This window comes from Micromonospora musae (genome assembly GCF_003626635.1).
Lineage (GTDB): Bacteria > Actinomycetota > Actinomycetes > Mycobacteriales > Micromonosporaceae > Micromonospora > Micromonospora musae.
On the sequence record NZ_RAZT01000015.1, the window covers coordinates 1 to 22574 of the forward strand.

The window sequence follows — 22574 nt, forward strand, 5'->3', positions numbered from 1 at the left end:
GCCTCAGGACGGCGGCGAGCGCAGCGAGGCGGCGGCATGAGCGAGCGCAAGCGAGCGAATCATCAGCACAGCGCGGTGGTGCCTCAGGACGGCGGCGAGCGCAGCGAGGCGGCGGCATGAGCGAGCGGGACTTGGCCACCAGGCTCGCCGGGCGGCTCGGCCGCGCGGCGCTGCTCACCCTGGTCGCGGGCACGGTGGGGGGCGCCGCCGTGCTGGCCGGCGAGGCGTTCATCGCCCGGCACCGGCGTTACGCCGAGCCCGAACTCGGGCTGGCCCTGCGCGCGACGGTCGGCCGGACCGGCGCGCCGCCGCTGCGGCTGGTCCTGCTCGGCGACTCGTCCGCCCTGGGCGTCGGCGTCGACCGGCTCGACGACACGATCGGCGGCCAACTGGCGAACCTGCTCGCCGAGGGGCCGACCGGCCGGCTGGTGCACCTCTCCAGCGTCGGGGTCAGCGGCTCCCGCTCGACCGACCTCGCCACCCAGGTTGCCCGGGCCCTGCTGGGCAGGCGGCCCGACGTGGCGCTGATCCTCATCGGGGCGAACGACGCCACCGGGCTGCGCCGACCCGCCGAGGCGGCGGCTTACCTGGCCGCTGCCGTGCATCGGCTGCGCGAGGCGGGTGTGGAGGTCGTGGTCGGCACCTGCCCGGATCTCGGCGCGGCCCGGGCCATCGCACCGCCGCTGCGGCAGGTGGTCGGCTGGTCGGGACGGCGGATCGCCCGCGCCCAGACGGCCGCCGTGCTGGACGCCGGTGGCACGGTGGTCGATCTGGCCACCGAGACCGGGCCGGTCTTCCGGGCCGACGCCGGGACGCTCTGCCACGACGGTTACCACCCCTCGGCGGACGGTTACCGGGTCTGGGCGCACGCGCTGCTGCCGGCGGTCGCCGCGGCGGCGGCGGTCGCCTCACCGCACTGACCGGTAGTGACATTTCTCGTTGCGTCGCCGGCTTCCACCCGAAGTTACCGGCGGGTTAACGTTGCGCCATGCCGACTGAGTCGTCCCGCGACGCCGTCATCGTCGCCACCGCCCGCTCCCCCATCGGCCGGGCCCACAAGGGATCCCTGCGTGAGGTACGCCCGGACGACCTGACCGCGACCATCGTCCAGGCCGCCCTCGACAAGCTCCCCGAACTCGACCCGGGCGAGATCGACGACCTCTACCTCGGTTGCGGTCTCCCCGGCGGCGAGCAGGGCTTCAACATGGCCCGGGTGGTCGCCACCCTGATGGGCCTGGACGGTCTGCCCGGTGCGACCCTCACCCGCTACTGCGCCTCCTCGTTGCAGACCACCCGGATGGCGATGCACGCGATCCGGGCCGGTGAGGGCGACGTCTTCGTCTCCGCGGGCGTGGAGACCGTCTCCCGGTACGCCCGGGGCAGCTCCGACGGCCTGCCGGCGGAGGCGCAGGCGCTGGTCGGCGGCGGATGGGAGAACCCCCGCTTCGCCGCCGCCCGTGCCCGGTCGAAGACCCGGGCCCAGGGCGACGCCGAGGTCTGGACCGACCCGCGCGAGTCCGGCGAACTGCCCGACATCTACCTGGCCATGGGGCAGACCGCCGAGAACCTGGCGCAGGTGTACGACGTGACCCGCGCCGACATGGACGAGTTCGGCGTACGCAGCCAGAACCTCGCCGAGAAGGCCATCGCGGACGGGTTCTGGGCCCGGGAGATCACCCCGGTGACCACTCCGGACGGCACGGTGGTCAGCACCGACGACGGCCCGCGCGCCGGGGTCACCCTGGAGGGGGTGGCCGGGCTCAAGCCGGTGTTCCGGCCGGACGGGCGGATCACCGCCGGCAACTGCTGTCCGCTCAACGACGGCGCCGCGGCCGTCGTGGTGATGAGCGCCCAGCGCGCTCGGGACCTGGGCATCACCCCGCTGGCCCGGATCGTCTCCACCGGGGTCACCGCGCTCTCTCCGGAGATCATGGGCCTCGGCCCGGTGGAGGCGTCCCGGCAGGCGCTCGAGCGGGCCGGGATGACCATCGACGACGTCGACCTGGTCGAGATCAACGAGGCGTTCGCCGCCCAGGTGATCCCCTCGTACCGGCAGCTGGACATCCCGCTGGAGAAGCTGAACGTGATGGGCGGCGCGATCGCCGTCGGGCACCCGTTCGGGATGACGGGCGCGCGGATCACCGGCACCCTGCTCAACGCCCTCGAGTGGCACGACAAGACCGTCGGCCTGGAGACGATGTGCGTCGGTGGCGGTCAGGGCATGGCCATGGTGATCGAGCGGCTCGGCTGAGCCGGCCCGCCGCCGAGGAAGGTCAGAGCGCGCTGCGGGTCGCCGTCACCTCGGCGGCGGCCCGGGCGAGCACCTCGGGTGCCGCGCCGGCCGCGATGAGGTCGGTGGCCACCACCCGGAGCTGGTCGGTCAGGGCCAGGTCGTTCGTCAGCCTGGGCACCGTGCGGCGCGGCTCGCCCTCGGCGTCGGCCCCGAGGTTGGCGACCTCCTGCACCAACCGGTGCACCACGTCCGCTCGGGAGACGTTCCCGGTCTCCCCGGTCGCCGCCCACCGGGGCTGCTCCCAGTACCCGACCTGACGGACCAGCAGCTGTACCGCCCGTTCCAACTCCGCTGCGCTCACCGCGCCGAGTCTACGGACCGGCCGGCGCCGTGGCGGCGCGCGTCGCCGGGTTCAGCGGCGCAGGTAGCTGAGCAGCCGTAGCAGCTGCCAGTAGAGGAAGACCAGGCCGGTGAGGAGCCCGAACGCGCAGAGCCAGGCGTACCGGCGGGGCCGGCCGGCGCGGACCGAGCGTTCGATGAGGTCGAAGTCGAGGATGAAGCTGAAGGCGCCCGCGATGATCGCGATGATGGCGAAGCCGTACGCCCACCCGCCGACCTCGCCGGTGAGGCTGTAGACGACCAGGCCCTGCCGGCCGGTGACCAGGTAGACCACCAGGTTCACCAGGCCGATCGCGACGACGCCGAGCAGGGTGCCGATGACCAGCCGCGCCAACCGGGGCGTGGCCCGGATCAGCCTCGCCCGGTAGAGCAGCGCCATGCCGAGGAAGACACCGAACGTCCCGGCCACCGCCATCGCCACGATGCCCGGATAGACCAGCTCGAACGCCCGGCTCGCCACACCGAGCAGGAGCCCCTCGATCACCGCGTACGCGATCATGGGTATCGGGTTGGTGATCGCGCGCAGGGAGATGACCAGGGCCAGCACGATCGCCGCCAGGGCGGTGCCGGCGAGCGCGAAGGGCGCCCAGACCGCCGGCGGCACGAAGATCCAGGAGATCAGCGCGGTGACGCCGGTGAGCAGGAGCAGCCCGACGGTACGGACCACCACGTCGTCGACGGTCATCGCGTCCGCGACGCCGACCCCCTGGCCCGGTAGCCGCGTGGTCTCGTCGACCCGGTTCAATACCGGGTTGCTGCTGCGCACCGCGTCACCCCCTCGCCGCCGTACCCCTCGCAGTCACTCTGCACCGGCGGGTCGGACGGCGGCGGGTAAACGCCCCAGCGGGACGTGACCCAACGCGACGGCGCCCGCCCCGCGGTGCGGGTACGGGCGCCGGTCGGACGTGGACGAGGACTGTCAGTCGTCGCCCTGGAAGTAGCTGAGCAGGCGCAGCAGCTCCAGGTAGAGCCAGACCAGGCTGACCAGGATGCCGAAGGCGGCGACCCAGGAGTAGCGCTGCGGCAGGCCCATCCGGACGCCGTCCTCGACCTCCTTGAAGCTGAGCACGAAGCTCAGCGCGGCGACCACGATGCAGATCAGGCTGAACCCGATGGCGAGCTTGCTGCCGTCGCGCAGGTGGGTGTTGACGCCGAAGAGCGCCAGCACCAGGTTGATCAGCATCACGGCGAAGAGGCCGGCCATCACGGCGACCATGCCCTTGACGAACGCCGGGGTGGCCCGGATGACCCGCGCCTTGTAGAGCATCGCCATCACGAAGAAGACGCCGAAGCTCGCGACCACGGCCTGGAGCACGATGCCGTCGTACGCCCGCTCGAAGGCCTTGCTCACCATGCCGACGAAGACACCCTCGACGACGGCGTAGGTGACGACCAGAGCCGGGTTCGCCATCCGGGAGAACGAGATGATCAGACCGAGGACCAGGCCGACGACGGCCGCGCCGATCCAGGCCACGCCGACCAGCGCGTCGGGCACGAGCACCCAGGCGGCCGCGGCGGAGACACCGAGGATGCCGAGGAGGGTGACGGTCTTGACCACCACGTCGTCGATGGACATGGGCGCCACGGTGGGCGGCGCCGCCGGGTAACCGGCCTGGCTCGGGTACTGCTGCGGAACGCCGGGCGCGCCGTACGGCCCGGTCGGGGCGTACCCGGCGGAGCGCTCACGCTCGGCCGCCTGGCCGAGCCGGGCGAGCACCGGGTTCGAGGTCTTCACTGTCTGGCCTCCCTCAGGGGGTCGTCATGCACGTAGACGCGCACACCCAAGAGTAAACCGCCACGCCCATCCGTGGAGATCATCGATCGGATGAGGGGGATCGCAATGTGTCGGTGCCCGGGGCGGGGGTCGAACCCGCACGCCTTGCGGCAGCCGCTTTTAAGGCGGCCGTGTCTGCCGTTCCACCACCCGGGCCGGGCGGCACCGGCGCGTCGACACGCGGCGGTGCAATGCCACGTTAACCGGTCGCCCGCGACTCGGCGCACCCCGTCGCCGTTGCCGGATTGTGAGCAGCGCAGCCACCACGGCAACCGACGTCGTCCCCGAGCGTGCCCCCGGCCCCGCCGAGCGGGCCGCGAGCCGCCCCCGTGCCGCCCGGATCCGGGCCGCCCTCGGCCGGCACCGCAGCGACCTCGCGGTCTCGCTCCTCTTCGTCCTGCTCGCCGGCTGGCTCACCCAGGGGCTGTGGCCGAACCCCGGTACCCGAACGCTGGCACTGAACCCCGCGGACCAGGCGCTCTACGAGTGGTTCCTGGCCATCGACGCGCGGGCCCTGCTCGGCGACTTCGGTCTGCTCAGCGACGGGCTGAACGCGCCGGCCGGGGTGAACCTGATGACCAACACCTCGGTCATCGCGCTCGGCATCGTGCTCGCCCCGGTCACCCTGCTGCTCGGGGCGCCCGTCACGTTCGCACTGCTGGCGGCGGCGAACGTGGCCGGCACCGCGATCGCCTGGTACCTGCTCTTCACCCGGGTCCTGCGCGCCCGCCGGCTCGCCGCCGGGCTCGGCGCCGGCCTGTGCGGCTTCGGCCCGGGAATGGTGTCGCAGACCAACAGTCACCTGCACATGACGGCGCAGTGGCTGGTACCCGTGATCGTGTGGCTGGTGGTCCGGCTGCTGCGCGCCGCCGACCCGCGCCGGCTGGCCGCCTCCGCTGCACCGGGCGGCGTCGTCAGGTTCGGCGCGGACCGCCGCCGGATGGTGAGCTCCGCGGTGGGTCTCGCCGTCACGGTCAGCGCCCAGGTCTTCATCGGCGAGGAGGTGCTCTTCCTCGCTGCGGTCACTCTGCTGATCATGGCCGTGACCTGCGTCGTGGTGGACCGGGAGTTGGCCCGCCGGGCCCTGCCCGGCTTCGCCGGCGGCATGGCGCTCGCCACCGGCCTCGCCTCGCTGGTGCTCGCGTACCCGCTGTGGTTCCAGTTCGCCGGCCCGCAGGGCGTCGCCGACGGGGTCTTCAACCCGCTGCACTTCTCGGCCGACCTGCACAGCTGGTGGGCGATCTCCCCGCTCTCGCTGGGCGGAACCGAGAGCGCGGCCGCGCTGACCACCGGACCGGCCGAGTACAACACCTTCCTCGGCTGGCCCCTCCTGCTGGTCACCGTGGGCTGCACCGTCTGGCTGGGCCGCCGCCGGCGGATGGTGGCCACCGCCTGCGTGGTCGCCGCGGTGGTGATGGCGGCGCTCTCCCTCGGGCCGGCGCTGGTGCTCGGCGGTACGCGTACCGGGGTGCCCGGACCGTACGCCCTGCTGGCCGGGCTGCCGGTGGTGGACGGGGCGCTGCCGATGCGGTTCGCGCTCGCCGTGCTGCCGCTGGTCGGGACGCTACTGGTGCTGGCGGTCGACCGGGCGTTGCGCGGCACCGGGCGGGCCCGGCGGCTGGTTCCGGCGGCGGTCGGCGCGGCCCTGCTCCCGCTGCTGCCCACCCCGCTGCCGACCGTCGAACGCCCACCGCTGCCGGAGTTCGTCACCGGCGGGCACTGGCGGGCGTGCGTCGAGCCGGGAGGCGTGCTGGTTCCGGTGCCGCTGCCCAGCCCGAAGGATCCCTGGCCGATGCGCTGGGCCGCCGCCGACCCGGCGTTCGGGCTGCCCGAGGGCTTCTTCATCGGCCCGTACGGCCGTCGCGGCACCGCCGCGTTCGGCACCTACCCGCGGCCCACGTCGCGCCTGCTCGCCGAGGTCGCCAAGCGGGGCGACCGCCCGGTGATCGGGCCCGAGCAGCGGCAGCAGGCCGCCCGGGACGTGGACTTCTGGAACGCCTCCTGCGTGGCGCTCACCGACGGCACCCCGCACGCGAATAGCCTGCGGATCGTCCTGGAACAGCTCTACGGGCCGGCCACCCGGATCGCGGACGCCTGGACCTGGCGGGTGTGACCGGCCCGGCCCGCCCGCCCGGCACGGTCAGCGGCACGGAGACGACGCGACCCCCCCGGCCAGCCGGCCGAAGGGGTCGCACACGAGAGCCGGGTCAGCCCTGGCGGGAACCGACCGGCGCCGACGCCTCGAGGAACTCCTCGCGCGGCTCGTGCAGCTGACCGAGGGCGACGGCCTCCCGCTTGAGGAAGAAGGCGAGCGTCCAGTCGACCACGACCCGGACCTTGCGGTTGAACGAGGGGATCCGGCTCATGTGGTACGTCCGGTGCATGAACCAGGCCGGCCAGCCCTTCACCTTGATGCCGTACACCTGGCCGACACCCTTGTGCAGACCGAGGCTGGCCACGCTGCCGGCGTGCTTGTGCTTGTACTCGACCGGCTCGCGCCCGCGGATCACGTTCGCGATGTTGTCGGCCATCCGGGCGGCCTGCCGCACCGCGTGCTGCGCGCTCGGCGAGCAGTAGGCGCCCGCCGGCTTGGTCAGGTCCGGCACCGCGGCGCAGTCGCCCGCGCTCCAGGCGCCTTCGACCACCTTGTCGCCGTCGACCAGCTGGAGCGTCGGCACGCAGGTGAGGTGGCCCCGCTCGCCCCGCGGCAGATCGGTCTTCGCGAGCAGCGGCGACGGCTTCACACCGGCGGTCCAGACGATCGTGCCGGCCGGGAAGCTGTCACCGTCGGAGAGCTTCACGATCCCGTCGACGCAGGACTCGAGCCGGGTGTCCAGCCGGATGTCCATGTTCCGCTTGAGCAGCTGCTGCACGGTGTAGGCGCCCATGTCCCGATCCACCTCGGGCAGCACCCGCTGGGTCGCCTCGACGAGCACCCAGCGCATGTCCTCCGGCTTGAGCTCCGGGTAGTAGCGCAGCGCGTCGCGGGCCATGTCCTCCATCTCGGCCAGCGCCTCGATGCCGGCGTAGCCGCCGCCGACGAAGACGAAGGTCAGCTCGCGCCGACGGACGTCCGGGTCGGAGGTGGCGGCCGCCAGGTCGAGCCGCGCCAGCACGTGGTTGCGGAGGTAGATCGCCTCACCGATGGTCTTGAACCCGATGCCGTGCTCGTGCAGGCCCGGGATCGGCAGGGTACGGGAGACCGAGCCGGGGGCCACGATCACGTGGTCGTACGCGATCTCCCGGGTCGGCCCGGCGATCGGCTGAACCGTCGCGACCTTACGGGCGTGTTCGATCCGGGTGACCGCACCAGACACGACCGTGCAGCGGCGCAACTCCCGGCGCAGCGGCACCACGGAGTGCCGGGGGGAGATGTTGCCGGCCGAGGCCTCCGGCAGGAAGGGCTGGTAGGTCATGTGGGGCTGGGGGTCGACCACGATGACCTCAGCCTCGAGGGAGCTGAGCTTCTTCGACAGGCGCAGGGCCGCGTAGAGGCCGACGTGACCAGCACCCACCACAAGGATCCGCTTCGGATTCACGCCAGCTATCTTTCCCCGGGCCGCTCGGCTAATCCCGATCGCGCCCCTCTTCTGTGACGGAGCACAACCGCTGTGACCTGCGCAACGTTCTCAGACCCCTGGTTTCACCTCCGCCTCAGCAGCCAGCCGAGCAACGCGGCCACACCCACGGCGACCAGCAGTCCACCCACCGTGACCAGCTGATGCCCCGAATTCCCGCCCAGCCCACCGGCCACCATGACCAGCACACCGAGCACCGAAGCCGCCAGCACCACCGCACCCGCCCGCAGCAGCCAGCGCGTGATCACGTCCGGATCCACCACGGCGTCGTAGGGCAGCAACGCGGCGAGCGCGCAGAGCGTATGCGCCAGGTAGAGCAGGGCGGCCAGGGCGAGCAGCCGCCACAACTCGACCGGCCGGTCGTACCCGTCCGCGGCGAGCAGCCATCCGCCCACCGCGACGAGCGCCGCGAAGGTCGGCCAGACCCGGCGCGGGCCGACAGCGGGCAGCAGCGCCGCGAGCGCCAGCAGGCCGAGCGTCCGGCCGGAGAGCACCTGCACCGGGTAGGCGAGCACGAAGCCGGCCAGCACGGTGAGGAAGACGCCGGCGCGGACGAGCAGCGGCGGCAGGCTGATCCGGGTGGCGGCCGACGCCAAGGTGCGCACCCGCGTGGTCAGGGCGTCGATCATCGCGGCCCACCTCCGTCCACCGGCCGGCCTCCCGCGCTCACCGGCCGCCCACCCGAGGCGCGGTGGCCAGCCGGGCCACGTCGCGCAGCACCTGATCCAGGCTGCCCGCGCCGGCCCACCGCACCACCGGCACACCGTGCTCGCGGAGCTGGGCGATCATCGTGTCCCGGTCCAGCCACCACAGCCGGTACGCCACCTCGGCCCAGCCCCGGTCCTTCGGCGGGGCGAGGTCGCCGGGCAGCGTGTCCACCGCGACCACGAACCGGCCCGAACGGGTCAGCCGGGCCAGCATCTGCGCGGAGCGCTCGTCCAGCAGCGGGGTGAGCACCACCACCAGCGCGTCCGAGGAGAGCAGCTGCGGGCCGAAGACCTGGTCGTACGGCTCGTGCGGGCCGCCGCCGTCGACGTGCACATCGAGCAGCCACTCCAGCACGGTCAGGTACTGCCGGCGACCGGTCGCGGGGCGCAGCCGGCGGGCGGCCGGACCGTACTCCAGCAGGGACACCCGGTCACCGCGGTGCAGGTAGTGCTCGGCGATGGCGGCCGCCGCCCGCACCGTGGTGTCCAGCACGGACGCCGCGCCGTCGACGCCGCCCGAGCGGCCCGCCTCGGCGAGCACGTCGAGCAGCACCACCACCTCGGCGTCCCGGTCGGAGAGGGTGGCCGCCACGTGCAGCTGCCGCGCCCGCAGGGAGACCCGCCAGTCGATCCGGCGCAGCCGGTCCCCGGGCGCGAAGACCCGTACGCCGGCCAGCTCACCGCCCTCGCCCGGCCGTCGGGACCGGTGCGCGCCGACCAGGCCGGCGGCCCGGGGCATCGCCTCCACCGCCTCGAACGGCTCGGTCTTCGGGTAGACCTTCACCTTGACCGGTTCGGTGACCACCGCCCGGGAGACCAGCAGGCCGCCGGCCGCGGCGACCCGCGCGCCGGCCGGGCCGATCGGATGCCGCCCCCAGCGCAGCGCCGTGCCGGTCAGCTCCAGGTCGACCGCCGCCGCAGTGGGCACCGACGTCACGAACGGCCGCTCCGTCGCCGCCCGCCCCTCGGCCCGGACGCCGCTGGCGAACCCGGCCCGGTCGATCCGCAACCAGGGCGAGAGGCGGCTCCGGACCACCACCACCTCGTAGTCGACGGTGTCCGGATTACCGACGGCGACCGCGGCGGCCAGATCACTCCCCTCGACCAGGTGCCCATCGTCGGTCTCGACCCACACCTGCGGCAGGGCGGCGGGCCGGCGGCGCAGCGCGTACGCGGTGCCGAGCGCGAAGGGCGCGGCCAGCACGATCAGGTCAATCCGGCCGAGCACCACCCCCGCCACCAGCAGCAGGCCGGTGAGCAGCACGGCGCGGCCGAGCGCCCGGGTGGGCGCCCAGCCAGTCGCCGCCGGCTGCTGGTCCGGCACGCTCGCCTCGGCCATCAGCGACTGTGCCCGCCCGCCGCGTAGCTGGGCAGGGCGCCACTGGCCGGTGCCGGGGTGCCCTCCAGCACTTCACCGACCACGAAGGACGGATCGACCCGGCGCAGCCACATCTCCGGCCGGAGCGTGATCCGGTGCGCCAGCGCCGGGGCGGCCACCTCCTTGACGTCCTCCGGCACCACGTAGTCCCGACCGCCGAAGACGGCCCGGACCCGGGAGAGCAGCAGCAGTGCCAGCGAACCGCGTGGCGACGCGCCGACCAGCACCGACGGGTGCTCGCGGGTGGCCGCGGTGAGCGCCACGATGTACCGCCCGATCGAGTCCTCGACCACGACGTTCTCGAGCGCCGACTGCATGGCGCGCAGCGTCGCCGCGTCCACCACCGGCTTGATCTCGGCCTCCTCCCGGCGGCGGGCCATCCGCCGGCGCAGCACCTCCCACTCCTCCTCGTGGTCGGGGTAACCGAACGAGACACGGAGCAGGAACCGGTCGAGCTGCGCCTCGGGCAGCGGGTAGGTGCCCTCGTACTCGACCGGGTTGGCGGTGGCCAGGACGTGGAACGGCTCGTCCAGCCGGTAGGTGACGCCCTCGACGGAGACCTGCTTCTCCTGCATCGCCTCGAGCAGGGCCGACTGCGTCTTCGGCGGCGTCCGGTTGATCTCGTCGGCGAGGAGCAGGTTGGTGAAGACGGGCCCGGCCCGGAAGGAGAAGTCGCCGCTGCGCTGGTCGTAGAGGAACGAACCGGTGACGTCGGCGGGGAGCAGGTCGGGGGTGAACTGGAGCCGGCGGAAGTCCAGCCCGAGCGCCTGCGCGAACGAACGCGCGGTGAGCGTCTTGCCGAGCCCGGGCAGGTCCTCCAGCAGGACGTGCCCGCCGGCCAGGATCCCCGCGAGGACCAGCTCCAACGCGTCCCGTTTGCCGACCACGACCGTGCCGACCGCGTCCAGCACCGCCCGGGCCAGGTGCCCCACCTCGACGGCGGGCATGCTCCGGTCCACGTCGTTCATCAGATGTTCTCCAGTTCGGCGACGATCGCCGCGAGGTCGCGCGGCGACGGTGTGCGGCGGGGGGAAGTCTCCAGAAACGTCCAGAGCCGTTCGCCCAGCAGGGTGCGGGCGCGGGCCGGGTCCGACTCGCGGGTGACGCCGTGCCTCAGCCGTAGCCGCTCGTCGGCCAGCTCGACGAGGCGGGGCAGGATCACCCCGGTGAACCGCTCGGGCCGGGTGTTCGACCACTCGAGTGGCGTCGCCCAGCCGTCGATGGCTCGACGCAGCGCGTCCTGGGCGGTCCAGTTCCAGGTGCCGTCGTCCGCCCGGGTGACCGGGCGCCGGGGTGGGGGTGGGAGCGGTCCGGGGGCGAGCGCGGCGACGATCCGGCGTACGACGAAGAGGGCGAGCACCCCGGTGATCAGGATCAGCAGCGAGACCTGCAGACCGACCGCGCGCAGACCGACGATCACCACGACGACGACCGCGGCGACCCCGAGGAGCAGGCGCAGCAGCCCACCGAGCCGGCCGCGCCCGCCCTGCTCCTCCCGCCGGGGCCGCTCCTCCTCGAAGGTGAGCAGGTCGTCGATGCTGGCACTACCGCTCATGACGCCGCCTCGCTGCGCTCAGCGTCGCCATGAGGCACCACAGCACAGCAACGATGATTCACTCGCTGACGCTCGCTCATGACGCCGCCTCGCTGCGCTCAGCGTCGCCATGAGGCACCACAGCACAGCAACGATGATTCACTCGCTGACGCTCGCTCATGACGCCGCCTCGCTGCGCTCAGCGGTGAGTTCGCCGCGCAGTCGCCGCAGCGCGGCCCGGGCCTGGTCGCGGGTCCGCTCGTCGACCGGACGGGTCGCGTACCGCGCCTCGCGGTAGACGTGCGCGAACTCGGCCAGCACGTCGGTGCTGGCGATCGCCGGCACCCCGGCCGACGGGTCGCCGCGAAGCAGGCGCAGCACCAGGTCGGTCGAGGTGTCGCCGGCCAGCCGGGGCACGCCGGCCGCGCCGGCCGCCTCCTCCAGCCGTACCCAGCAGGCGATCACCGCGACCCGCGGGTCGATGGCCTGGTCGTCGAGCTCGACGAGACCGGCGTCGACCGCGGCCACCACGTCCCGGGCCGTGCCCTGGGCGGTGTGCCGGCGTCGCTGGCGGGGCAGCGCGCGGGTCCGTCGCCGCAGCGCCCCGCGCAGCAGGATCCAGAACAGGTAGCCGAGGGCGGCGGCGACGGCCAGCCCGCCGAGCACTATCGCGACGGTGACGATCCACTGCGGGATCTCCCGCGCGTTGGCCTGGCCGGTGTCGCGAGGCTCGACGGGAATCGACGGCTGCGCCGACGGGTACTCGGGCAGGAACGGGAGCTCCTTGGCGGCCGGCGGGATCCGGCTCGCACCGATCGACGAGTGACCGGCCGCCACCGCGGCGACGCCCAACAGCAGCACCACCGCGACCACCGGCCACCAGCGACGCATCAGGCCGGTACCGCTGCGCGGGGCGGCGTCCTCGCCCGGAGCGTACGTCGTGGGCTGACGCGCACCGTTCGTCATCGCCACCGTCCCACGCAGGTTCAGTCCACTCCGGCCAGCTGCTTCGCCCGGGCGAACACGTCGTCCAGCATTCCTGGTGTCAGCCGTCCCGTGAAGGTGTTCTGCTGGCTGACGTGGTAGGAGCCGAGCAGATCCGGTACGGCCGTGCCGGACCAGTGTGCCCCATGCGCGAAGGCGGGTCGCGGGCTGGGCGGACGCAGGCCGTACACCTGGCGGAGCGTCGGCCACCATGCGGCCCAGGCGAACGCGCCCAGCGCGACCACGACGCGCAGCGTGGGCCGGATGAGGGTCACCTCCCGGCGCAGCCAGGGGGCGCAGTTGTCCCGCTCCTGCGGGGTGGGTTTGTTCTCCGGTGGCGCGCAGCGCACCCCGGCGAAGATCCGGGTGTCGCGCAGGGTGAGCCCGTCGTCGAGGGCGACGCTGGTCGGTTGGTTCGCCAGACCCGCCCGGTGCAGCGCTGCGAAGAGGACGTCGCCGGAGCGGTCACCGGTGAAGATCCGGCCGGTGCGGTTGCCGCCGTGTGCGGCGGGCGCGAGCCCGAGGATGGCTATCCGGGCGTCCGGATCGCCGAAACCCGGCACCGGGCGACCCCAGTACCGCTGGTCGCGGAACGCCGCGCGGCGGGTCCGCGCCACCTCCTCCCGCCAGTCGACCAGACGCGGGCAGGCGAAGCAGTCGCTCACCGCCGAGTCGAGGTCGGCGAGGTCGGTCGCGCGCGCGGCGCGCTCGACCACCTCCTCCGGCGTACGGAACTCAACCAAGCTTGGCCCGGAAGAGTTCGAGGGTGCGGGCCCAGGCGGTCGCGGCGGCGCGCTGGTCGTAGTTCTCCGGCCGGTCCTCGTTGAAGAAGGCGTGGGCGGTGCCCGGGTAGTCGTACGTCTGGCAGGTACCGCCGGCGTTCTCGATGGCCCGGCGTGCGGTCTGGACGCCGTCGTCGGAGGAGGTGCCGTCCGCTTCGGAGCAGTGGATGACCGCCGCCTTGCCCGCGTAGTCGTTCCACTCGTCGCTCATCCCGTCCCACGGCAGCCGCGGGTAGAAGGCCGCAGCGGCGACGATCCGCTCCGATCGGGTTGCCGACCAGAGGGCCAGGCTGGCTCCGGCGCAGAAACCGGCGCAGCCGACCTTGCCGGCCACCTCGCCACGACCGGCGAGGTAGTCGGCCGCGGCCGCGATGTCGGCCGCCGCCTCGTCCATCTGCACGCTGTTCAGCATCTGCCTCGGCTCGCTCGGTCTGCTGGCCGGCTCACCGTGGCGGAAGTCCGGAGCGAGGGCGACGAATCCGGCCTCGGCGAACCGGTCCACGACGGCCCGTACGTGGGGCACCAGTCCCCACCAGTCCTGGATGACGATGACCGCGGGGCTGGCCGCACCGCCGGAGGGTATCGCGAGATATCCCTCGGCCGCGCCCTGGCTGCGATAGCTCACCATTTCGCCCATCGGCGCTCCTCCTAGCGGTCAGTCATCGTTGGCTGGTCGCCCAGTGCCGGTAGCCTGCCACGCCGCGACCGCGCCGGGAAGATGCCGGAACAGTGGTATTCACCTCCTGTTCCCTCGCTGTGCGTTCGGCATACGCCGACGGCGGCGCGAGTGTTCGCGCCGCCGTCGGAAGTGTCTGCCGGATGTCCTGGCAGGCCTGCTGCGATCAGGCCTTGTCGGTCAGGCAGAGCAGGTAGCCGGTCTTGCCGGGCTCGATGCTGTAGAAGAGGTAGCCGTCCTGGCCCTCCTTGAAGAACGGCTCGCACGCGGTGCCGGCCTGCGCCTGCGCCTCGGTCTGCCCGTCCACGCGACCGACCACGTTGTACACGGCCTCGGTCGAGGTGCAGTCGACGATCTTGGCGTCGTCGACCTCCTCCTCCTCGGTGCCGAGAACCTTGGGCAGCTCGGCGATGCAGTCGCCGACCTTGGCCTCGGCGGTGGCGTCCTTGTCGAAGACGTTCCTGATCACGCTGGCGAGACCGAACTTGAGCCCCGCGATGACCACGAACACGACGATCGCGCCGATGATGCCGAGGGCCTTCTTGCCCCCGGACTTCTTCGTCTCCGGCTCGGCCGGAGGCGGCACCTGCCCGGCTGGCGGGACCTGCTCGGCCGACGGGGCCTGCGGCGCCGGGTGCGGCTGCTCAGGAGTGGCCGAGGGGGGCGGTGCGACCTGCTCTGACACGGGGGTTCCTTCCGGGGGGTGAATGAGCAGACGACACGCTAGCGATCATGAACGCCGTCCGCCGCCCCACGAACCTCATCCGTTCAGCTATTTCTCAGCATTTACAGCAACCTCACAGCTTCAGCCGTACGGGCGGAACCCCCGGTCGCCACCGGAGGGCGGCCAGGGGTTCCGCAGGCGTTCAACCCGTGACGCTCGGCGTTGGCGTCACGCTCGCCGGCCCACCCGGATCGGCGGTTGCGGTCGGCTCCGGAGTGATCGACGCCTCCGGGGTGGTCGACGGCCCGGAGGTGGTCGTCGCCTCCGGGGTGGTCGTCGGCGAGGCAGCCGCGGTCGCGGAGGGGCTCGACAGTGGTGGAAGGGCCGGTGCCGGCGAGGCGCCGACCGGTGCCCGCGGCGCGAAGGGCGCCTGGTCCGGGCAGTACGGGTACGGACGCAGCAACGGGTTGCCCGGCTGGGTTCCGCCCTGCGGATCGAACTCGTCGAGGCAGTCCGGATAGCCGAGCCGGATCGGGTTCCCGTTCTGGTCGAAGAGCCGGGCGTTCTGCACCAACCGCCCCTCGCTGTCGTAGACGAAGACGTCCCGGACCTGGTCGTACGGGTTGACGACGGCGATCGGGTCGTAGCCGCCGTAACCCGCCCGCCGCTCGCCGTCGGCCAGACCGGCCAGGCCGAAGACGACCAGCACGATGCTGCTGGCGTGCAGGGCCAACCGGGGCCAGCGACGCAGCCGCTCCGAGCGGCGGCCCAGCCAGATCGAGCCGAACAGGAACCCGATGAGCATCACCACGCCGGCGAGGAGTTCGCCGCCGAAGCGGGGAAGGAGACCGAGCGAGCCACCGGTGGTCACGACGGTCACCAGCATGGCGGCCAGGTAGGCGCGCAGGACCCACCAGCCGGGGCGGAGCAGCCGTAGGAAGTCGCTCCCGCTCGGGTACCCCAGCGGCGGGCCGAGCCGCCGGTCGAGCGCACGCAGCCGACCCAGGGCACCGCTCACCAGGCCGGCCACCCGCTGGTCCAGCTTCCGCCGCTTGAGGTCGGGGGCCCCGGCGGCGTCCCGCAGCTCCGCGGCGTACGCCTCGGGGGTGCCGAGCCGGTCGACCAGCGCGCCCTCGCCCTCGGCGGCCACCTCGGTCAGGTGTTCGGGCAGATCCTCGGTCAACTCCTCGCGCAGCGCGGGCGGCAGGTCCGCCAGCGCGGCCCGGACCCGGGCGACGTACTCCGTGATCTCCTGCTCAGTGACGGTCATGCCGCCGCCCCCCGTTCGTCGAGCAGTGCGTCCATCGTGGTGGCGAACGAGCGCCACAGCTTGCCGGAGCGGGCCAACTGGTCCCGCCCGGCGGCGTTGAGTGAGTAGTACTTGCGGTGCGGGCCGGATTCGCTCGGCACGACGTAGGTGGTCAGCAGTCCCGCGGCGAAGAGCCGGCGCAGGGTGCCGTAGACGGAGGCGTCGCCCACCTCCTCCAGACCGGCTTCCCGGAGCCGGCGGAGGATGTCGTAGCCGTAGCCGTCCTCGTCGCGGAGCACGGCGAGCACGGCGAGATCCAGCACGCCCTTGAGGAGCTGGGTCGTATCCACGTATCGCACACTACTGTGTTTTGCGTAATAGCGTCAACGAACGCAGGCCGGCTCGGCACGCCGTCACGGCGGCGCGGATGATGATCGCCCCGGACCGGGGCCGGCGGGGTCAGCCGACGCTCGGCGCGAGGCTCCAGGCGATGCCGTCGAGGATGTCGTGCTCGGACGCGACCACGGAGGGCATCGCGGCCCGCTCCATGATCACCTTGAGCACCAGCGCTCCGGCACCGATGACGTCGGCCCGGCCCGGGTGCATCACCGGAATCGCCAACCGCTGCTCCCGCGTCTTCCCGAGCAGATCGGCGGTCACCTCGGCGACCGCCTCGTACGACACCCGGGCGTGGTGGATGCGCGCCGGGTCGTACGCCCGCAGGCCCTGAGCGATCGCCACCACGGTGGTGACCGACCCGGCGAGCCCGACCAGGGTGGCCGCCTCGCGACCGGGCACCACCGCCAGCGCCCGGTCGACGGCGACCGCGATGTCGGCCTGCGCGGCGGCGATCTCGGCCACGCTCGGCGGGTCGCCGTGCAGGTGCCGCTCGGTCATCCGGACGCAGCCGATGTCCATGGAGACCGCCGCCCGCACACCGTTCACACGGTCGCCGACCACGAACTCCGTGGAGCCACCACCGATGTCCACCACCAGGAACGGCGCCTTCGCGTCGGCCGGCAGCCCACGCACCGCGCCGGTGAAGGAGAGCCGCGCCTCCTCGTCCCCGCTAACCACCTCGGGGGCGACCCCGAGGGTCCGCTCGACCATGGCCCGGAACTCGTCGGCGTTCTCGGCGTCCCGACTCGCCGAGGTGGCGCACATCCGCACCCGTTCGGCGCCGAGCTTCTCGATCTCGGCCGCGTAGTCGACGAGCGCGACCCGGGTCCGCTCGATCGCCTCGGGCGCCAGGCGCCCGGTGCGGTCCACGTCCTGCCCGAGCCGGACGATCTCCATCCGCCGGCTGAGGTCGATGAGCGGGCTCTCCGCCCCGGCCGCCGGATCGGGCAGGTCCGCCACCAGGAGCCGGATCGAGTTGGTACCGCAGTCGATGGCGGCCACGCGCGTCGTCACGCCCGCAACCCTACGGCAGCCGCCGGGCCGCAACCGTGGTCACCGGCGGTCACGCCGCCGGCGGCGCACCGAGCAGGTGCGCGCCCAGCGGCGTCAGTCGGTGCCGCGCTGCTCCACCCGTCCGATCCGTGCTGAGCAGGCCCGCGCCGCGCAGGGCGGTGGCGTGCTCCGAGGCCGACGCGAGGCTGATCCCGGTCGCCCGGGCGAGCGTCGTGGTGGTGTGTCCGCCCGGCTCGCCCAGCCGGCGCAGGACGGCGGCCCGGGTGCGACCGAGCAGCCGGGCGAGGGGATCCACCTCTGGTGCGGCGATCAACGCCGAACCGACCGCGACGGGATAGACCAGCAGCACCGGCCGGTCCGGCTCGACCAGCACCCGCGGCCGCATACCGGCCAGCGGCGACGGCACCAGAATGAGCCCCTGCCCGGTACCGGGCAGGTCACCGCTCCACCACGTCTCGACGTCGAGCACCGGCGCCCGCCACCGGATGAGCGGGTGCAACCCGTCGAGCAGGCCGTCCAGCCCCGTCGACGCGTACTGCTGCGCGGCGGTCTCCACCTGCCGCTGGTGGGCGAGCACCAGCTGCGCCCAGTGCGGTGCGAGCACCGCCTCGAACCAGGTGCGCGTCGCCCGCACGAGCAGGTCGAAGACCTCCGGATCGGCCGCCGCTAAGCGCCGCCGCAACGAGGTGGCCGGCAGCTCGGCGTACGCGGCGGTGACGTCCGCCCGTACCCGCCGGGCCGGCACCGCCCGGATCGCGTCGAGGCCCGCCTCCAACGACTCGAGTCCGTCGAAGGGGGTCAGGAAATCCGGCAGCCGGCCACGGGCGGGCAGCAGGTGAGCCAGCGCCGCCGTCGCGGCCCGGAAGTCGCCGCTGGTGACCCCGCCGACCCGGTCGACCAGGGCAGGCGCGTTCGCGGCGACCGTCGGGCCACGCAGCGCCTGACTGGCCAGCAACGCCGTGCCCACCGGATGCAGCCGGTCGGCGAAACGGATCCGGCGAAGGTCCGCCGATCGGAGCCGGAGGCGAAGCATGCGAGCAGCCTGCCCGCCTTCGGGCAGGACCGAAAGGGTTGACCGGGTAACGCACGGTGGCCGAGGGTGTGCGCGATCGAGGACGAAGGGACAGGCATGCGACGGTTCTTGGCGGTAGCGGCGGTGGGACTGATGCTCTTCGGTACCGCGTGTGACGGGGGCGCCGCAACGCCGGAATCGTCGCCCTCCGGTGCGGCCGCGCAGCCGGCCCCCGGGGACCACCGGCTGACCCTCACGCACGGCGGGCAGGAGCGCAGCTACCTCCTGCACGCCCCGCCGACGTACGACCGGACGAAGCCCAGCGCCCTGGTCGTCGCGCTGCACCCCTACCCCGGCAAGGGCACCGTGATGCAGGAGATGGTGGGCCTCGACGCCCTCGCCGACCGGGAGAACATCCTGGTCGCGTACCCGGACGGGCTCTCCGGCGGCTTCAACGCCCTGATCTGCTGCGGCACCGCCGACGACGTCGGCTTCCTCACCGCCCTCACCGAGCACCTGGTGAGCACCTGGGGTGCCGACGCCGACCGGGTCTACCTGACCGGCATCTCCAACGGCGGCGACATGAGCTTCCGCGCCGCGGTGGAGGCGGCCGGCGTCTTCGCCGCCATCGGCGTGGTCAGCGGCGGCTACAGCGGCCAGCTGACCGAGTCGGAGGAGTTCGTGCCGAAGCAGCCGGTCTCGGTGATCACCTTCATCGGCGGCCAGGACCGGTACTTCGACATCTTCCGCACGGGAGTGCAGACCTGGCAGCGACGGCTCGGATGCAAGCCGACGCCGGTCGGGAACACCGGAGCGCCGGGAGTCACCCGCACGGACGCCCGCTGCGCCGACGGCAGCGACGTCACCGTCTACACGCTGCCGGAGATGGGCCACTCGTGGCCCGGGGCGGCCGCCGGGCAGCTCGCCGCCGCCGACGCCGGGGTGAAGGCGACCGATCTGATCTGGGAGTTCTTCTCCGCCCACCCGCGCCGCTCCTGAGCGGGACCGACCTCGGCGGCGGTCAGAGACGCAGCAGCATCCGGCTGTTGCCGAGGGTGTTCGGCTTGACCCGCTCCAGGTCGAGGAACTCCGCCACACCCTCGTCGTACGAGCGCAGCAGCTGCTCGAAGACCGCCTGCGGCACTGGCGCGCCGTCGATCTCGGTGAAGCCGAACGAGCCGAAGAAGCGCGTCTCGAAGGTGAGCACGAAGATCCGCGCGACGCCCAGCTCGCGCGCCGAGTCGATCAGCTCGCCGACGATCCGATGTCCGAGCTTCAACCCCCGGTACGACGGGTCGACCGCCACGGTCCGGATCTCGGCGAGGTCCTCCCACATCACGTGCAGCGCACCGCAGCCGACGACCGTCCCGTCGTCGGCGCGTACCGCGACGCGGAACTCCTGCACGTCCTCGTAGAGCGTGACGGTGGCCTTGCTGAGCAGTCGGCGGTCATCGGTGTAGGTGTCCACCAGCCGACGGATCCCGCGCACGTCCCCGGTGCGCGCCCGCCGTACCACGATCTCGTCGGTCACCGCGCTCACTCCGCCGCCGGCACGTCCACGCAGGGTCCGGTCGTCCACCAGGGCTCCACCAGGGCCAACGTCTCGTCGCCGAACGGGTTCACCCCGGGCCCCGCGCCGAGCGCGTGCCCGAGGTGCACGTGCAGGCACTTCACCCGGCCGGGCATCCCGCCGGCGGAGATCCCGTCGATCTCCGGCACGTGGCCGATCGCCTCCCGCCGGGCCAGGTAATCCTCGTGCGCGGCCCGGTAGTGGGCCGCCAGCTCGGGATCGGCCGCCAGCCGGTCGGCCATCTCCTTCATCAGCCCGGCCGACTCCAGCCGGCTGCACGCCGCGGTCGCCCGGGGACAGGTGAGGTAGAAGAGCGTCGGGAAGGGAGTTCCGTCGGCCAGCCGGGGCGTCGTCTCCACCACGTCGGGCAGGCCGCACGGGCAGCGGTGCGCCACCGCCCGCGTACCGCGGGGTGGGCGGCTGAGCTGCGCGGCCACCGCCGCCAGGTCGGCCTCGGTGGCCGGTTCCCGCTGCGGCGGGGGTACGGAATCCGCCGCGGGCTGCTGCGGTGGTACGACAGTCACTGTCCCCATCTCTCGTTCGCGACCTCGGCCGGTGCTCACTTCGCGGGCTGCTCGTTGGCCGCCCGCACGCTCGACCAGAGCGTGTCGTACCAGGGGTCCGGGGTGGCCGGCGCGCCGGGCCCGGCCTTCCCCGCGTCCCGGGCCGCGCCCTCCGGGTCATTGAGCACGATCACCAGCTTCTCCCCCGGCCGGCCCATGAAGAACCGGTCCCGCGCCTCGGCCTCGATGAAGGCCTTGTCCTGCCACTTGGCGGCCTCCTCGGAGAGGTCGGCGATCAGCTCCTCCTGCGCCGCCTGCGCGGCCTCCATCCGCTCGATGTCGGCCTGCTGCTCCAGGTAGACCCGGACCGGGTAGGTGTAGGCCAGGGCGAGCGCGATGAGCACCGCGAACAGCACGGTGGCCCGCCCGGTGAGGCGTCGGGGACGGGGCGCGGAGAGCCGCTTGACCGGACCGCCGGCGCCGGTGCGCCGGGCCGCGGCCGGCCGGCTCGCGGAGCGTACGCCCTCGGTGCCCCGGGCGACGCCCGGAGCGCGACCGGCGGCGCTCCTCGGCTCGGCGCGGACGCCGGCCTCCCGGAGCGACCCCCGGGCGCGGGCCCCGCCCGGCCGACCCGACTGGCCGGGCCGGCGGGCGGGACGCTGACCACCCGGTGTGCGGCGCTGCTGCATCGTCACACCCCTCCCCCGAGGCCTCGCGTGTCTAGGCCGAACGGTAGCGCGGGAACGCGCCGGCGCCGGCGTACCGCGCCGCGTCGGCCAGCTCCTCCTCGATCCGCAGGAGCTGGTTGTACTTGGCGACACGGTCCGATCGGGCCGGCGCGCCGGTCTTGATCTGGCCGCAGCCGGTCGCCACGGCGAGGTCGGCGATGGTGGTGTCCTCGGTCTCGCCGGAGCGGTGGCTCATCATGCACTTGAAACCGGCACGGTGGGCCAGGTCCACGGCGTCGAGGGTCTCGGTGAGCGAACCGATCTGGTTCACCTTGACCAGAACCGCGTTCGCCGCCTTCTCCGCGATACCACGGGCGATGCGCTGCGGGTTGGTGACGAACAGGTCGTCACCGACGATCTGCACCCGGTCGCCGATCGAGGCGGTCAGCGTCTGCCAGCCGCTCCAGTCGTCCTCGGCCAGCGGGTCCTCGATCGACACGATCGGGTACTCGTCGGCCAGCTTCGTGTAGTAGGTGCTCATGTCCTCGGCGGACTTCGCGGCGCCCTCGAAGGTGTAGGTGCCGTTCTCGAAGAACTCCGTGGCCGCCACGTCGAGCGCGAACACGATGTCGGTGCCGAGGCGGTAGCCGGCCTTCTCGACCGCTTCGGCGATCAGGTCCAGCGCCGCCGCGTTGGTCGGCAGGTTCGGGGCGAAGCCGCCCTCGTCGCCGAGCCCGGTCGACAGGCCCTTCTTCTTCAGCACCGACTTCAGCGCGTGGTAGACCTCCGCGCCCGAGCGCAGCGCCTCACGGAAGGTGGGGGCGCCGATCGGCGCGATCATGAACTCCTGGATGTCGACGTTGGAGTCGGCGTGCGCGCCACCGTTGAGGATGTTCATCATCGGCACCGGCAGGAGGTGTGCGTTCGGGCCACCGAGGTAGCGGAACAGGCTCAGCTCGGCGCTGCCCGCGGCGGCCTTCGCCACCGCCAGGGAGACGCCGAGGATCGCGTTGGCGCCCAGCTCCGACTTGGTGTCGGTGCCGTCGACGTCGAGCATCTTCTGGTCGATGAGGCGCTGCTCGCTGGCCTCGAAGCCGATGATCTGATCGACGATGCGGTCCTCGATGTTCGCGACGGCCTTCTCGACGCCCTTGCCCAGGTACCGGTCGGCGTCACCGTCGCGCAGCTCGAGTGCCTCGAAGGCGCCGGTGGAGGCGCCGGAGGGCACCGCGGCGCGGGCCACCGTGCCGTCGTCCAGACCGACCTCGACCTCGACGGTCGGGTTGCCCCGCGAGTCGAGAATCTCCCGGGCGACGATTCCCTCGATGGTTGCCACTGAGTCGCTCCTCGTATGTGTGGTTCGGGTGCGGCCGCGACGGTGCGGCTGAGGCAGGTGTTGAACGCAGCGTAGCGGGCGACCCTGGGGCCCGGGCCGTCCGGGCGTACGCGG

Annotated in this window: 24 protein-coding genes and 1 tRNA gene; 4 read left to right on the top strand and 21 right to left on the bottom strand. The window is 73.0% G+C overall.

All coding sequences use genetic code 11. The features are described from left to right. Positions 1-116 precede the first annotated feature (116 nt). Both D7044_RS25830 and D7044_RS25835 read left to right on the top strand, forming a co-directional pair. The gene (locus D7044_RS25830; protein WP_120690451.1) at positions 117-920 is read left to right on the top strand and encodes an SGNH/GDSL hydrolase family protein; all 804 of its coding nucleotides are present in this window, start codon (positions 117-119) and stop codon (positions 918-920) included. Between the two features lie 68 nt (positions 921-988). Then, on the top strand, positions 989-2251 hold the full coding sequence (locus D7044_RS25835) for an acetyl-CoA C-acetyltransferase (protein ID WP_120690452.1): 1263 nt from the start codon (positions 989-991) through the stop codon (positions 2249-2251). Between the two features lie 22 nt (positions 2252-2273). On the opposite strand, the gene D7044_RS25840 is transcribed toward D7044_RS25835, so the two are convergent. From D7044_RS25840 to D7044_RS25855, 4 genes are all read right to left on the bottom strand, one after another. Beyond that, a complete protein-coding gene (locus D7044_RS25840; RefSeq protein ID WP_120690453.1) occupies positions 2274-2594 on the bottom strand; it encodes a hypothetical protein in 321 nt (106 codons plus the stop codon). Positions 2595-2645: 51 nt separating this feature from the next. Then, positions 2646-3398 carry a Bax inhibitor-1/YccA family protein gene (locus D7044_RS25845; protein WP_120673308.1) on the bottom strand — a complete coding sequence of 251 codons (753 nt, stop codon included), beginning with the start codon at positions 3396-3398 and terminating at the stop codon, positions 2646-2648. 153 nt (positions 3399-3551) lie between these two features. Then, positions 3552-4367 (bottom strand): Bax inhibitor-1/YccA family protein, encoded by an 816-nt coding sequence (locus D7044_RS25850; protein ID WP_120673309.1) that lies wholly within the window; start codon positions 4365-4367, stop codon positions 3552-3554. 114 nt (positions 4368-4481) lie between these two features. Beyond that, positions 4482-4562 (bottom strand) — tRNA-Leu (locus D7044_RS25855). Between the two features lie 91 nt (positions 4563-4653). Between D7044_RS25855 and D7044_RS25860 the strand changes: the two genes are divergently transcribed. Continuing rightward, the gene (locus tag D7044_RS25860; protein ID WP_120690454.1) at positions 4654-6519 is read left to right on the top strand and encodes a hypothetical protein; all 1866 of its coding nucleotides are present in this window, start codon (positions 4654-4656) and stop codon (positions 6517-6519) included. Between the two features lie 94 nt (positions 6520-6613). Here the strand turns inward: D7044_RS25860 and D7044_RS25865 are convergent, their stop codons facing one another. The 13 genes from D7044_RS25865 to D7044_RS25925 form a co-directional block, all read right to left on the bottom strand. Next, positions 6614-7945 (bottom strand): NAD(P)/FAD-dependent oxidoreductase, encoded by a 1332-nt coding sequence (locus tag D7044_RS25865; protein WP_120673311.1) that lies wholly within the window; start codon positions 7943-7945, stop codon positions 6614-6616. A 104-nt stretch (positions 7946-8049) separates the two neighbouring features. Next, complete coding sequence (locus D7044_RS25870; protein ID WP_407663304.1) at positions 8050-8610, bottom strand: hypothetical protein; 561 nt, start codon at positions 8608-8610, stop codon at positions 8050-8052. A 40-nt stretch (positions 8611-8650) separates the two neighbouring features. Continuing rightward, positions 8651-10030: a DUF58 domain-containing protein gene (locus D7044_RS25875; RefSeq protein ID WP_120673313.1), complete on the bottom strand. Its 1380-nt coding sequence runs from the start codon at positions 10028-10030 to the stop codon at positions 8651-8653. After that, complete coding sequence (locus D7044_RS25880) at positions 10030-11037, bottom strand: AAA family ATPase (RefSeq protein WP_120673314.1); 1008 nt, start codon at positions 11035-11037, stop codon at positions 10030-10032. The genes D7044_RS25875 and D7044_RS25880 overlap by 1 nt, the downstream gene beginning before the upstream one ends. Then, positions 11037-11624, bottom strand: a complete 588-nt coding sequence (locus D7044_RS25885) for a hypothetical protein (protein WP_120690455.1) — start codon at positions 11622-11624, stop codon at positions 11037-11039. The genes D7044_RS25880 and D7044_RS25885 overlap by 1 nt, the downstream gene beginning before the upstream one ends. A gap of 156 nt (positions 11625-11780) precedes the next feature. Further along, a complete protein-coding gene (locus D7044_RS25890) occupies positions 11781-12569 on the bottom strand; it encodes a DUF4129 domain-containing protein (protein ID WP_120690506.1) in 789 nt (262 codons plus the stop codon). Positions 12570-12589: 20 nt separating this feature from the next. Further along, a complete protein-coding gene (locus D7044_RS25895) occupies positions 12590-13303 on the bottom strand; it encodes a uracil-DNA glycosylase (protein WP_120673316.1) in 714 nt (237 codons plus the stop codon). Positions 13304-13322: 19 nt separating this feature from the next. Next, positions 13323-14006: a dienelactone hydrolase family protein gene (locus tag D7044_RS25900; RefSeq protein WP_120673317.1), complete on the bottom strand. Its 684-nt coding sequence runs from the start codon at positions 14004-14006 to the stop codon at positions 13323-13325. Positions 14007-14211: 205 nt separating this feature from the next. After that, complete coding sequence (locus tag D7044_RS25905; protein ID WP_120673318.1) at positions 14212-14730, bottom strand: LppU/SCO3897 family protein; 519 nt, start codon at positions 14728-14730, stop codon at positions 14212-14214. A gap of 181 nt (positions 14731-14911) precedes the next feature. Further along, the gene (locus D7044_RS25910; RefSeq protein WP_120673319.1) at positions 14912-15979 is read right to left on the bottom strand and encodes a DUF1700 domain-containing protein; all 1068 of its coding nucleotides are present in this window, start codon (positions 15977-15979) and stop codon (positions 14912-14914) included. After that, complete coding sequence (locus D7044_RS25915) at positions 15976-16308, bottom strand: PadR family transcriptional regulator (RefSeq protein WP_076471171.1); 333 nt, start codon at positions 16306-16308, stop codon at positions 15976-15978. The genes D7044_RS25910 and D7044_RS25915 overlap by 4 nt, the downstream gene beginning before the upstream one ends. 109 nt (positions 16309-16417) lie before the next feature. Then, on the bottom strand, positions 16418-17359 hold the full coding sequence (locus D7044_RS25920) for a Ppx/GppA phosphatase family protein (RefSeq protein WP_120690456.1): 942 nt from the start codon (positions 17357-17359) through the stop codon (positions 16418-16420). Positions 17360-17420: 61 nt separating this feature from the next. Next, complete coding sequence (locus tag D7044_RS25925; protein ID WP_120690457.1) at positions 17421-18404, bottom strand: ArsR/SmtB family transcription factor; 984 nt, start codon at positions 18402-18404, stop codon at positions 17421-17423. 96 nt (positions 18405-18500) lie between these two features. On the opposite strand from D7044_RS25925, the gene D7044_RS25930 reads away from it, so the two are divergent. Beyond that, positions 18501-19382, top strand: a complete 882-nt coding sequence (locus D7044_RS25930; RefSeq protein ID WP_233565132.1) for a CE1 family esterase — start codon at positions 18501-18503, stop codon at positions 19380-19382. Between the two features lie 22 nt (positions 19383-19404). On the opposite strand, the gene D7044_RS25935 is transcribed toward D7044_RS25930, so the two are convergent. Genes D7044_RS25935 through eno form a run of 4 tightly spaced genes read right to left on the bottom strand, consistent with a single transcriptional unit; the run spans position 19405 to position 22460 of the window. Continuing rightward, a complete protein-coding gene (locus D7044_RS25935) occupies positions 19405-19923 on the bottom strand; it encodes an amino-acid N-acetyltransferase (RefSeq protein WP_199716776.1) in 519 nt (172 codons plus the stop codon). Continuing rightward, complete coding sequence (locus D7044_RS25940; protein WP_120690458.1) at positions 19920-20477, bottom strand: DUF501 domain-containing protein; 558 nt, start codon at positions 20475-20477, stop codon at positions 19920-19922. The genes D7044_RS25935 and D7044_RS25940 overlap by 4 nt, the downstream gene beginning before the upstream one ends. Positions 20478-20512: 35 nt before the next feature. Beyond that, positions 20513-21145, bottom strand: a complete 633-nt coding sequence (locus D7044_RS25945) for an FtsB family cell division protein (protein WP_120673915.1) — start codon at positions 21143-21145, stop codon at positions 20513-20515. 31 nt (positions 21146-21176) lie between these two features. Continuing rightward, positions 21177-22460 (bottom strand): phosphopyruvate hydratase, encoded by a 1284-nt coding sequence (eno, locus tag D7044_RS25950; protein WP_120673323.1) that lies wholly within the window; start codon positions 22458-22460, stop codon positions 21177-21179. Positions 22461-22574: the final 114 nt, after the last annotated feature.

Bases quoted from the DNA above. Each gene is read 5' to 3' on its own strand.
- D7044_RS25830 (WP_120690451.1), top strand. From the start codon at position 117: ATGAGCGAGCGGGACTTGGCCACCAGGCTCGCCGGGCGGCTCGGCCGC.
- D7044_RS25835 (WP_120690452.1), top strand. From the start codon at position 989: ATGCCGACTGAGTCGTCCCGCGACGCCGTCATCGTCGCCACCGCCCGC.
- D7044_RS25875 (WP_120673313.1), bottom strand. From the start codon at position 10,030: ATGGCCGAGGCGAGCGTGCCGGACCAGCAGCCGGCGGCGACTGGCTGG.
- D7044_RS25880 (WP_120673314.1), bottom strand. From the start codon at position 11,037: ATGAACGACGTGGACCGGAGCATGCCCGCCGTCGAGGTGGGGCACCTG.
- D7044_RS25885 (WP_120690455.1), bottom strand. From the start codon at position 11,624: ATGAGCGGTAGTGCCAGCATCGACGACCTGCTCACCTTCGAGGAGGAG.
- D7044_RS25890 (WP_120690506.1), bottom strand. From the start codon at position 12,569: ATGACGAACGGTGCGCGTCAGCCCACGACGTACGCTCCGGGCGAGGAC.
- D7044_RS25900 (WP_120673317.1), bottom strand. From the start codon at position 14,006: ATGGGCGAAATGGTGAGCTATCGCAGCCAGGGCGCGGCCGAGGGATAT.
- D7044_RS25910 (WP_120673319.1), bottom strand. From the start codon at position 15,979: ATGACCGTCACTGAGCAGGAGATCACGGAGTACGTCGCCCGGGTCCGG.
- D7044_RS25925 (WP_120690457.1), bottom strand. From the start codon at position 18,404: ATGCTTCGCCTCCGGCTCCGATCGGCGGACCTTCGCCGGATCCGTTTC.
- D7044_RS25930 (WP_233565132.1), top strand. From the start codon at position 18,501: ATGCGACGGTTCTTGGCGGTAGCGGCGGTGGGACTGATGCTCTTCGGT.
- D7044_RS25945 (WP_120673915.1), bottom strand. From the start codon at position 21,145: ATGCAGCAGCGCCGCACACCGGGTGGTCAGCGTCCCGCCCGCCGGCCC.